Annotated in this window: 12 protein-coding genes; 3 read left to right on the plus strand and 9 right to left on the minus strand. The window is 70.1% G+C overall.

Going from position 1 to position 9,839, the window contains the following annotated elements:
• Positions 1-283: 283 nt before the first annotated feature.
• Genes TN53_RS39370 through TN53_RS39410 form a run of 9 tightly spaced genes read right to left on the minus strand, consistent with a single transcriptional unit; the run spans position 284 to position 6,775 of the window.
• On the minus strand, positions 284-760 hold the full coding sequence (locus TN53_RS39370) for a TadE/TadG family type IV pilus assembly protein (RefSeq protein ID WP_046263657.1): 477 nt from the start codon (positions 758-760) through the stop codon (positions 284-286).
• Positions 757-1,176, minus strand: coding sequence for a TadE/TadG family type IV pilus assembly protein (locus tag TN53_RS39375; protein WP_046263658.1), 420 nt, complete (start codon positions 1,174-1,176; stop codon positions 757-759). Before TN53_RS39375 ends, TN53_RS39370 begins: the two co-directional genes overlap by 4 nt.
• Positions 1,177-1,614 (minus strand): TadE family protein, encoded by a 438-nt coding sequence (locus TN53_RS39380; RefSeq protein WP_046263659.1) that lies wholly within the window; start codon positions 1,612-1,614, stop codon positions 1,177-1,179.
• Positions 1,615-1,661: 47 nt separating this feature from the next.
• Positions 1,662-1,913: a hypothetical protein gene (locus TN53_RS39385; RefSeq protein WP_046263660.1), complete on the minus strand. Its 252-nt coding sequence runs from the start codon at positions 1,911-1,913 to the stop codon at positions 1,662-1,664.
• Between the two features lie 42 nt (positions 1,914-1,955).
• The gene (locus TN53_RS39390; protein WP_046263661.1) at positions 1,956-2,879 is read right to left on the minus strand and encodes a type II secretion system F family protein; all 924 of its coding nucleotides are present in this window, start codon (positions 2,877-2,879) and stop codon (positions 1,956-1,958) included.
• On the minus strand, positions 2,876-3,859 hold the full coding sequence (locus TN53_RS39395) for a type II secretion system F family protein (RefSeq protein WP_234441809.1): 984 nt from the start codon (positions 3,857-3,859) through the stop codon (positions 2,876-2,878). Before TN53_RS39395 ends, TN53_RS39390 begins: the two co-directional genes overlap by 4 nt.
• A 2-nt stretch (positions 3,860-3,861) precedes the next feature.
• Complete coding sequence (locus TN53_RS39400) at positions 3,862-5,169, minus strand: CpaF family protein (protein WP_046263662.1); 1,308 nt, start codon at positions 5,167-5,169, stop codon at positions 3,862-3,864.
• Positions 5,166-6,035 carry a hypothetical protein gene (locus TN53_RS39405; protein WP_046263663.1) on the minus strand — a complete coding sequence of 290 codons (870 nt, stop codon included), beginning with the start codon at positions 6,033-6,035 and terminating at the stop codon, positions 5,166-5,168. The genes TN53_RS39400 and TN53_RS39405 overlap by 4 nt, the downstream gene beginning before the upstream one ends.
• Before the next feature lie 17 nt (positions 6,036-6,052).
• Positions 6,053-6,775, minus strand: coding sequence for a hypothetical protein (locus tag TN53_RS39410; RefSeq protein WP_046263664.1), 723 nt, complete (start codon positions 6,773-6,775; stop codon positions 6,053-6,055).
• Positions 6,776-7,185: 410 nt separating this feature from the next.
• Between TN53_RS39410 and TN53_RS39415 the strand changes: the two genes are divergently transcribed.
• The 3 genes from TN53_RS39415 (at position 7,186) to TN53_RS39425 (ending at position 9,791) form a co-directional block, all read left to right on the plus strand.
• Positions 7,186-8,046, plus strand: a complete 861-nt coding sequence (locus tag TN53_RS39415) for a hypothetical protein (RefSeq protein WP_052745388.1) — start codon at positions 7,186-7,188, stop codon at positions 8,044-8,046.
• Between the two features lie 64 nt (positions 8,047-8,110).
• Positions 8,111-8,836: a hypothetical protein gene (locus TN53_RS39420; protein WP_046263666.1), complete on the plus strand. Its 726-nt coding sequence runs from the start codon at positions 8,111-8,113 to the stop codon at positions 8,834-8,836.
• Positions 8,837-8,912: 76 nt separating this feature from the next.
• Entirely contained in the window at positions 8,913-9,791 is an 879-nt protein-coding gene (locus tag TN53_RS39425; RefSeq protein WP_046263667.1) for a hypothetical protein, read from the plus strand.
• The last annotated feature ends 48 nt before the right edge of the window (positions 9,792-9,839 follow it).

The following is a 9,839-nucleotide window of genomic DNA, read 5'->3' on the forward strand; positions in this document are numbered from 1 at the left end:
ACCCGGACCCGGCCACCCCGCCGGCCGAGGACCCCGCGCCGACCACCCCCAGCCCCACGGACCCGACCACCACGACCGACCCGGGCCCCGCCCCCGTATCCCCCGGGGACGGCTGCCCGGAACCCGAGCCAAGCAGCTAAGGCTCTGCAGGAAGTGCGGTGACGGACCTGCGGGCTGGTGGAGGCTGGTCGCGCAGTTCCCCGCGCCCCTATGGGCGCGGTGCCGGACCGGACCCGACCACAGCCCGCACCCGCGTCACCCGTGCGGTGCGCCGACGACGGCGTCAGCCGACCTCGTTCTCCGCCACCGCCTGCCCGTGGACGACCACGTCGCCGCTGTAGAACATGCCGACGAACACCGGCGAGTACGTCAACTGCACTTCGACCTCGACCTGGTCGACGTCGGCCGTCACGCAGTGGGTGGCGGCGATGTCCGCGCCGGACATGTCCATCGAGCGTGCGAAAGCCTTCACGCGGGCGTCGCAGTTCTCGTAGTTGATCGGCGCTTCGCCGCCCTCGTTCTCGTAGAGGGCGTCGGTGTCGATGTCCTGGGCGGCATAACGGGCCGCCTGTTCGGCGATGTCCGCCGCGCGCTCCCGCTTGGAGATGGAGAGGCCGCCGTCGATCACGAAGGCCGAGAGGGAGAGGAAGACGAGGGCGAAGATGATGACCGCGCCAGCGCCGGAGCCGCCGTCGTCGAGGTGGGCGCGGCGGGACTCCAGCCATGCGCGGACACCGGCAGGAACGCTCAACTTCCTCATCCCGCCTTCCTCTTGAACGGATCGAGCGGGGCCGTGAAGGAACCCGACATCGTGGTCTTGATGTCCAGGCCGACGATGGCCAGACCCTTCACCCGGCAGCTGACCTCGACCGTGAAGAGCTCGGCGTCCTCGAAGCCCGCGCTGGTCTTGTCCACCGTCACCGGGCCGACGCAGACGTCCGTCAGGTCGGCCTCGGCCGCCTTCCGCGCCTCTGCCATGGCGTTGCCGACGTCCCACTGGAGCGAGCCCGCACGGGCGGCGTCGCGGGCGGCGCCGTCGATGGCGCCGCGCCCCTCCACCATCTGCCCGAAGGCGACCAGGACGAGGATGAAGAGGATCATCACCGGAGCCAGGATCACGACCTCGATGGCGGACAGGCCCCGGTCGTCATCCACGCGGCGCTTGAAGGAGGACATCTAGTTGCCGTCCTCCGTCACGAACCGCTCCACCGGGCCGACCGACTGCGCGTGCACGGTGAGATCCAGGCCGGGGAAGACCGACGGGACCCGTGCCTTGATCTCCACACCCACCGTGTTCTGTTCCGGCTGGAGCATCGCCACGTCCGGTGACAGCACCAGGCTCGGGCCCAGCTGGCTGATGTAGTCGTCCACCACGTCCCGCGCCTTGCCCCGCCAGGCGCCCGGCTCGTCGTGTGCCGTGGCACGCGCCTTGCGGGCGCCTGCCTGGGCAGCCGCCTGGGCCACGTGGTCGGCGAAGAAGTACAGCGCGAACTGCACGGTGGCGAAGATCATGAAGAACAGGACGGGGGTGAGCAGCACGAACTCGATCGCGGTCATGCCGGATTCGCCGCCCGTCGCGGCGGCTTCCCGTCGACGGCGTACCCATGCCCGCATACGCTGCACCAGACCCCCGTACCCTCTTCGATTCCCCTGCTTCTGCTTCAGCAGGTGCCGCTCTGGTTGGCGCCGTTGATGCAGTTCTCGACCTTCTCGGCGCCACCCTCCAGGGCACGGTTGATGATCGCGGCGACCACGCCGACGATCGCCACGACGACCGCGGAGATGATGACCCACTCGACGGCGGAGGCACCGCGGTCGAGTTCGCCGGAGCGGGCACGCTGCACGCGGCCCTGGAGGAAGGTGACGAGGAAGTCCACCGCCGGGATCCCCGTGCTGAAGTTCCGCTCGTTCATGGTCAGTTGTCCTTTCAGAGGCTTTCGAGGGTTGAGGCGGTGTCAGACTTGGAAGACCCGCATGGCGGCCGGGTAGATCAGGAACACCAGGAAGCCGGCGCACAGCAGCAGCTGGGCGACGAGCATCGACTGTGACTTCTCGCCCGCGCTGCCCTCGATCTCGGCCATCTCGCGGTGTCGCATGGTCTCGGCGCGGGAGGCGAGGGACTCACGGACCTTCGCGCCGTCGTCCGCCACCAGGGCGAGGGAGGCCGAGAGGTCCTTCAGCTCCTCCACGCCCAGTTCCTCACCGAGCGCGCCCAGCGCCTGCCACTGGCTGATGCCGGTGATACGGGCGTCGGCGAGGGCGTTGCGGATGCGCTGGGTGGCCCAGCCGTCCGACACCTCGGCCGCCGCCATCAGCGCCTCCGGCAGACCACGGCCGCCGGCGAGGCTCATCGAGACGAGGTCGAGGTAGGCCCCGATCACGCGTCGCAGGTCGCGCCGCTTGTCGGCGGCGTCCCGGCGTACCTCCAGGTCGGGGAGGAAGAAGAAGACGGCCGCGAACAGCAGCGCCAGCCAGACCGGGATGATCGGGCTGTCGGCGATGGCCAGCGTCCACACGATCGCGAACATGAGCGGGCCGAAGAACAGCCCCGCCGTGGCCAGCAGCACCTTCGTCGCCAGGAACTTCTCCCAGCTGCGGTCCAGGACCGCGAGGTCCGCCCGCAGCGAGCGCTGCTCCCAGCCCTGCTGCAGGTAGAACTCGGCGACGCGCTGGCCGACTTCGGCCCGCACCGAGCCGAGGCGGCCCGAGTCGGAGGCGGCGCGCGCGGACTCGTACGCCGTGCCCCGGGCCCGCATCGCGTCGATCCGCGCGACCTGCGAGACCGCGCTCCGCTTCGACGGCATGAGGGCGCGGACCAGGACGTAGATGCCGAGGCCGATGATCGCGCCGACGGCGACCGGCATGGTGACATCACTCATCGGCGTACCCCCTCTTCCTGCGACGGCTGGCCCGGCTGCTGCTGGGACGGAGTGCGGGGACGGACGAACTGGACCGACGAGTCGTCCTTGATCAGGAAGCGTTCGGGCGTCTCGATCGTCGACAGCTTGCGCAGCCACCAGAAGCCGAGGGCGAACAGCCCGCAGACGATGGCGAGGACGACCTGCCCGATTGCGGTGCCGTACGGCTCCACGAACTCCCGGTTGAACACGGACAGTCCGAGGACGAAGGCGACCGACACCGCGACGACGATCTGCACCGAGCGCCGGGTGGAGGCCCGTTGGGCCATCACGCGGTTGCGCATGTCGACCTCTTCGCGCGCCGACTTGGCGAGCGCGCCGAGCACCTGGCGCAGACCCGGGCCGCGCAGGCGGGCGTTGAGGATGAGAGCCGCGACGATGATGTCGGCGGAGGCGTCGTCGATCTCGTCGGCGAGGTGCTGGAGCGCGTCGGGCAGCGGCGTGCGGGCCCGCAGCCGGTCGACGAGCGCGTCCAGGTGCGGGCGCAGCACGGGCGCCGAGGCGCGCGCGGACGCCGGGATGGCCTGCTCCAGGCCGACCGCACCGGCGATGGTGTCGCGCAGCGACTCCGTCCAGCCGGCCAGCGCCTCCACACGCTTCATCGCGGCGCGCTCCTCACCGGCACCGCCGAACAGCCGGTCCCAGAAGAAGACGAGCACACCGGCCGCGATACCGGCCACCGCCCACTGCGTCAGCAGCAGGACGACGATGCCGACGATGGCGGCGAGCGAACCGCGCTGCCCGGCGAACCGGATCAGCTCGCTCGCCCGCTCGGCGGCCTTCTGCTTCTCGTGGTCCGGCTTGGCCGGAAGCCCTCGTACGGCGATGGCGAACAGCGCGATGCCACCGCCGACGGCGACACCGGACGCGATCGAGAACAGGACCTCGGTGGAGAACAGCCCACCCATGGAACCGAGCGAGTCCAAAGCCGCGAGATTCATCATCACCCCCACGCTCCGGTGGGCCGGTAGCCCTGTTCGATCAGGTCTTCCACGCACGCGATGGGCGCGTGCGGCACGATCCGGCCGTCGTGCGCCTCGGCGAACACCTCGCTGGACAGCACCCGGCCGTCCACACCGTTGACCTCGCGGATGGAGGTGACCGAGCGCTGGAGGCGGCCGCCCGTCTGGAAGTTGTTGCGCCGCTGGATGAAGACGACGAAGTTCACGGCGCCCGCGATCAGCATCTGGCTGGCCTCGATGGGCAGCCGCTCGGAGGCCTGCAACGCGTACGTGGAAATACGGTTGAAGACCTCGCTGGAGCTGTTGGCGTGGATCGTGGACAGCGAGCCGTCGTTGCCCTGCGACATCGCGTTGAGCATGGTCACGATCTCGTCGCCGAGGACCTCACCGACGATGACGCGGGAGGGGTTCATACGCAGCGAACGGCGGACGAGTTCCGCCATCGGGATCATGCCTTGACCCTCGGAGTTGGGCAGGCGTTCCTCGAAGGCGACGACGTTGGGGTGGAGGTCGGCGAAGGTGTCGAGCCCGAGTTCCAGGGCGCGTTCGACGGTGATCAGACGCTCGTGCGGCGGGATCTCGTTGGCGAGGGCCCTCAGCAGGGTGGTCTTACCGGCGTTGGTCGCGCCCGCGATCATGATGTTCTTGCGGGCCCGGACCGCGCAGGCAAGGAAGTGCGCGACCTCCGGGCTCAGCGTGCCGTTGCCGACGAGGTCGGAGATGAAGACCTTGCCCATACGGGCGCGACGGATGGAGAGCGCCGGGCGCCGGGTGACGTCCATGACCGCCGACAGACGCGAACCGTCCGGGAGTCGCAGGTCGAGCTGGGGGTTGGCGGAGTCGAAGGGGCGGGACGACAGACCCGAGTACGCGCCGAGCACCTGGATGAGCTCGATGAGCTCCTCGTCGGACTCGGCGACGGGGTCGCCCGTGACCTCACGCCCGTCGGAGTAGCCGACGAAGACCTGGTCGTAGCCGTTGATGTCGATGTTCTCGACGTCGGGGTTGTCGAGGAGGGGCTGGAGACGGCCCACGCCGAACAACGCGGCGTGCACCGCGGCGGCGTACTGCTCCTCGGTCTCCGCGTCGAGAGGGGTCCGCCCGGCGTTGATCTCGGTGCGGGCGTGGTCCTCCAGGATCTGGGCTATGACCGCGCGGGCGTAGTGCCGTTCGTCCTCGGGGGACATCGGGGTGACGCCGGACACCTGGTCCTGGCGCCGCTGCTCCGAGATCCGGTCGCCGGCGTCCTGCCGGAACCGCTTGACCAGTTGATGGTCGACAGCGGTCATCGGCCGGCTCCGGCATGGCCGTTCATCTCGCCGTGCATCTGACCGTGCTGGGCCTGGGTGGGCACGGTCCAGGCGGCGCCGTACTGCTGGTAGAGGTCCGCGGTGACCTTGCGGGCCGAGCGGATGAGCAGCGACTTGTCGAGCCGCCCGCGCTTACGGCCGGCCAACTGGTCGGCACCGGCGGGGTCGTCGGCGATGGTGCCGACGACGCGGGCGCCGGTCTGGGCGTGCACGAGCATGTCGTTGACCTGGCCCGCGATCTTCGCCGCGCTGTTGGTGTCGGCGATCAGCACGACCCCGATCATCGGCGTGCCCAGGCTCGCGGCACCGCGCGCGCCGCCGTGCAGCTTGTTGCCGAGGGCGGCGGCACGGTCGCGCACGCGGGCGATGGCCTCCGGCTCGGTACGGCTGATCAGCAGCACGAGGGCGGCGTGCGGGAACAGGTCCACGGCGGGGGTGTCCCCGGCGATCCGGCCGCAGTCGGCGATGACGTCGGCGGCGGCGTGCGGGGACTCGGCGAGCGAGGCGAAGGAGTGCCCGAGGGTCGGCCACAGTCCGGCGAGACCTGCGGCCTGCTCGGCGTTCCCGAGTCCGACGAGCACTTCGAGCCCGCCGCTCAACGGCTGCACGTGGTCCCAGAGTTGGTCGGGCACAAGGCCACGCCGGGCGGTGGCGGCGATGGACAGCATGCCGGTGTTCGGGTTGAGCGGCCCGCCGTGCGCGGCGGCACTGCGGTAGACGAGGTCGCCGCCCGCCGGGTCGGTCTCGGCGAGCAGCGCCCGCCGCGGCCAGACCGCCGCGAGGGCGACGGCCGCGGTGGTGACGCCGGGGGAACCCTTGTCGGCGGCGAGAGCGATGAGCGCCATGGGTCGGGAGCCGCCTTCTAGTTGCTGCTGGGGACGAGGACGAGGACGACTTCGTTGTTGGCGGCGGCCTGGGCGAGGGCGGCGGCTTCGTCGGAGCTGACGGCGAGGGTGTAGGCCGAGTTGGTGCTGCCGACGATTTCGTCGTCACTCTTGCCGCCCGGCGTGGTAGTCACGACCGCCTTGTCGACGAGCAGGGAGTTGGCGCTGCCGGACGTCGAGGCGGAGCTGTTGCCGGTGCCGGAGCCGCCTTCGGTGACGCGGTAGGCGGCGACGGTGTCGCCGACCTTGATGCCGGCCGGGAACTGACCCGCCTTGAGGGAGAGACCGACGAGGGTCTTGCCGTCGGAGGCGGCGACCTTGTCACCGAACATCTCCCCGACGGCGACGGCGCCCGCCGGGATGGTGCTGACGGCCTTCAGCTTCTTCAGGTCATCCAGCAGCGACCACTTGATGTAGTGGATGCTGCTGTCCTCGGCGACCATGACGGAGGTCACGTTGCTGTTGGTGACCGATCCGCCCGCCGGGATCTCCTCCGTGACCTTGACGACCTCGATCCGGTCCCCGGCCTGGAGCACGAGCATCGTCGCCCCCAGCGCACCGACCAGGATCAGCAGTACCGCCAGCGCCGCCAGCGCGGGTTTGCGCTCGCGAGGCGGCGTGGGAAGCCGGTCGCCGACCGACGGCTGAGCAGGAGCGGCGGAACGACCCTGACCCGCCCCCGTACGCTCTTGGATCTTCACGCAACCGCTCCCCGTACACCCAAGAAATTGTCTGCCAAATTCTCTGCAAATTAGGACACTTCACCCGCCGCTGCTTGATCTGCGCGGATAGCCATCGCTGGGGTGAGTGTCAAGCCATGGCACCGTATCAGCCACACATAAGCCCCTCAAGGCGCGTCCGAAGTCATGCGCCTCACCCTGCTCCTCGTTATTCATCTGCAACTTCAGGCGCGCGTTGCCCAGTTGTACGGGAGCCGGAGAACGGCCCGTGAGCTGTGCGGGAGCGAATCAATGACAGGCATCTCATCCTGCACACGCGGGAGCTTTCGTCACGGCCCGCCCACGAGGCCTGCACGATTCGCTCACGAGGGCGTGAAACCGCCGTGCCATGATCTTTGCTCGATTCACGGACACGGGGCGGGATGACGGCGATGACGAGCACGGAAGCGGTCCTTCTTCCGATCGGAGGGGCGGCGCTGGCGTCGGACCCCCGGGTGGCGGAGGCGGTGCGCGCGATCGGGGCGCGGACCGGCGTGGACTACACGGACGACCGGGCGGTGACGGCGTTGCTCGCGGAGCGGCGCCGGGCGGCGACGGCGGAGCAGCACAGGCCGCTGGCGTGGGCGGGCGGTGTCGCCCTGCTGGCGTGCGTGGTGTGGCCGTTCGTGGCGGTGTCGGTGCCCACGCTCGGCCCGAAGGCCGCACTGGCGGCAGGCCCCCTCCTGGTCCTGGCCGTGGCCGCGCTCACCCGCGTCCGCTCGAACTGGAAGCGTGCACTGCTGCACCCCGCCCTCGCCGGTTACCGCGAGGTCCTGGGCGTGGCCCGGGCGCACGGGATGCCGCTGGCGCATGTGCCGGCGTGGCTGGAGGGGAAGGCGGAGGGCGGGAGCGGGAAGGGGGCGACGCCGATTCCGTCGTACCCGGAGGCGGCTGCCCCTGCCCCGTGGGGTGCCGCCGGAGCCGCGGTGCCTCCGAAGCCGGCTGCGGTCACCGAGTACGAACGCCTCGCGTCCTCCGGCGGCTGGCACGACGAGGCGGGCTGGCTGCTGCTCTTCGCGGGCGGAGGTGGTGCGGCCTGGGCCTGGTCTCAAACCGAGCCGATCGGCTACGCCGCCCTCGTACTGATCCCCGTGGCGATCGGCATCTGGCTGGCGGGCAGCCACCACGGCAGCGAGGAGACACGGCTGCGCGGGGAGGCGGTGGCGTACGTCCGGACGGTCACCACGGCGCAGGCGGCCGGGGCGCAGGTGCCCGAACTGACACCGGTCCTGCGGAAGTTGCTGCACGACTAGCACGAACAGCGTTCCCCCCACCTCCACCGAAGACCAAGCACCCACCACCAAGGAGCCCCCCACCATGAAGCGAGCCGCACTCGCCCTGCCCCTGCTCTCCGTGCTGTCCCTCACCACGCTCACGGCGTGCGGCGGAGGTGACGGCGGCTCGGACGCGAAGACGACCGCCGAGCCGACGGCGACGGCCTCGCAGGCGAAGCCCGCGGCGGACCCGGTGAAGGAGCTGACGAAGCTGTTCGTCACGAAGGCGGAGGCCCCCGACTACGCTGTGGACGAACCCGCCAAGGGCGATGCCATGGCCGAGACCCAGGAGGACATGAGCGTCGACAAGGCGGCCTGCGCGCCGCTGGCGTACGCGACCAACTACCTTCCGCTCGGCGACCCGGAGGCCTCGGTGGTCCACGTCGCCCAGGACGGAACCCTCGCGTACAACTACATCACCCTCGCCACTTACGCCGAGGGTAAGGCCGAAGCCGCGATGAAGGGCCTCGCCGAGGCGGTCTCCTCCTGTACGGCGGGCTACACCGCCAAGTCCGACAAGGCCAGCACCCCTTACACCTCGGTCAAGAAGGAGACCCCCTTCCCGGACGCGGCCGCCGCCGAGTCGATCGCCACCGCCTCCACCGTCAGCTACAAGGGCACGCAGACCATGCGCACCCAGACCTTCCGCTTCGGCGACACGATCGTCAACTACTTCTCGATCGACAGCAGCGGCTTCATGAAGGGCCAGTCCAGCTCGGCCAAGGTCCCCACCGCCCTGGTCAAGGCCCAGAACGCAAAGCTCCACTGACCCCGCTTCACCCCACCGGGTGATCTCTGCGGCGACCGCCGGACCACGGTGGACACGTCCCCCTACCGTCCACCACATGGTCAGCTCATCCCACGAGGCGATGCACCGCATCTTCCAGGAGGATCCGGGCGTCTTCGCCCGGACCTTCCGGCGCCTCGACCTCCCCTTCCCCGACCCGGTCGCCGTGTCCCTCATGCCCACGGACCTCACCGAGATCCAGCCCACGGAACGGCGCGTGGACACCCTCCTGAGGATCGACACCGCGTCGGGCGAGAGCCATCTCCTGATCGTCGAGGCGCAGGGGAAGAAGAACTCCCGAAAGCCCAGCAGCTGGGCCTACTACGTCGCGCACCTGCGCGAGAAGTACGGCATCCCGCCCGTCCTCCTCGTGACGTGCCAGGACAAGGGCACGGCCGAATGGGCGGCAGGGCCCTTCACCATCGGTCCCGCGTACTGGCCCGCGCTCACCCTCCGCCCCCTCGTCCTCGGTCCGCACAACGTTCCCGTCATCACGGACCCGTCCGCCGCCGCCCGGGACATCCCGCTCGCGACGCTCAGCGCCATCACGCACGCCAAGGACCCGAACGCCCCTGCCATACTGAAAGCCCTGGCTGTCGCCCTGAAGACCATCGACGAGGAGACCGCGAGGATCTTCGCCGAGCTCACCGAACTCGGCCTCGGTAAAGCCCTGGCCGCCGAGACCTGGAGGCATCTGATGGCCGTCGACCTCTCCTTCTTCCGCTCCGAGACCTCCCAGCGTCTGCGTGCCGAGGGCCGTGCCGAGGGCCGCGCCGAGGACATTCTCCTGTTCCTCGAAGCACGCGGCATCGACGTCTCGGACTCCGCACGCGACCGCATCACCACCTGCACGGACCTGAACACCCTCCGCACCTGGGTCACCCGAGCCGCGACGGCCGACGCCGCCGAGGATCTGTTCGTGGAAGCCGGGGACTGATCACGTGCGCGGCAGCACAACTACGCTGCACACGGGCGGACGGCATGG

The sequence above is a fragment of the Streptomyces sp. WM6386 genome (genome assembly GCF_000972385.1).
Taxonomy (GTDB): Bacteria; Actinomycetota; Actinomycetes; order Streptomycetales; family Streptomycetaceae; genus Streptomyces.

Bases quoted from the DNA above. Each gene is read 5' to 3' on its own strand.
- TN53_RS39370 (WP_046263657.1), bottom strand. From the start codon at position 760: ATGAGGAAGTTGAGCGTTCCTGCCGGTGTCCGCGCATGGCTGGAGTCC.
- TN53_RS39375 (WP_046263658.1), bottom strand. From the start codon at position 1,176: ATGTCCTCCTTCAAGCGCCGCGTGGATGACGACCGGGGCCTGTCCGCC.
- TN53_RS39380 (WP_046263659.1), bottom strand. From the start codon at position 1,614: ATGCGGGCATGGGTACGCCGTCGACGGGAAGCCGCCGCGACGGGCGGC.
- TN53_RS39385 (WP_046263660.1), bottom strand. From the start codon at position 1,913: ATGAACGAGCGGAACTTCAGCACGGGGATCCCGGCGGTGGACTTCCTC.
- TN53_RS39390 (WP_046263661.1), bottom strand. From the start codon at position 2,879: ATGAGTGATGTCACCATGCCGGTCGCCGTCGGCGCGATCATCGGCCTC.
- TN53_RS39395 (WP_234441809.1), bottom strand. From the start codon at position 3,859: ATGAATCTCGCGGCTTTGGACTCGCTCGGTTCCATGGGTGGGCTGTTC.
- TN53_RS39400 (WP_046263662.1), bottom strand. From the start codon at position 5,169: ATGACCGCTGTCGACCATCAACTGGTCAAGCGGTTCCGGCAGGACGCC.
- TN53_RS39405 (WP_046263663.1), bottom strand. From the start codon at position 6,035: ATGGCGCTCATCGCTCTCGCCGCCGACAAGGGTTCCCCCGGCGTCACC.
- TN53_RS39415 (WP_052745388.1), top strand. From the start codon at position 7,186: ATGACGAGCACGGAAGCGGTCCTTCTTCCGATCGGAGGGGCGGCGCTG.
- TN53_RS39420 (WP_046263666.1), top strand. From the start codon at position 8,111: ATGAAGCGAGCCGCACTCGCCCTGCCCCTGCTCTCCGTGCTGTCCCTC.
- TN53_RS39425 (WP_046263667.1), top strand. From the start codon at position 8,913: ATGGTCAGCTCATCCCACGAGGCGATGCACCGCATCTTCCAGGAGGAT.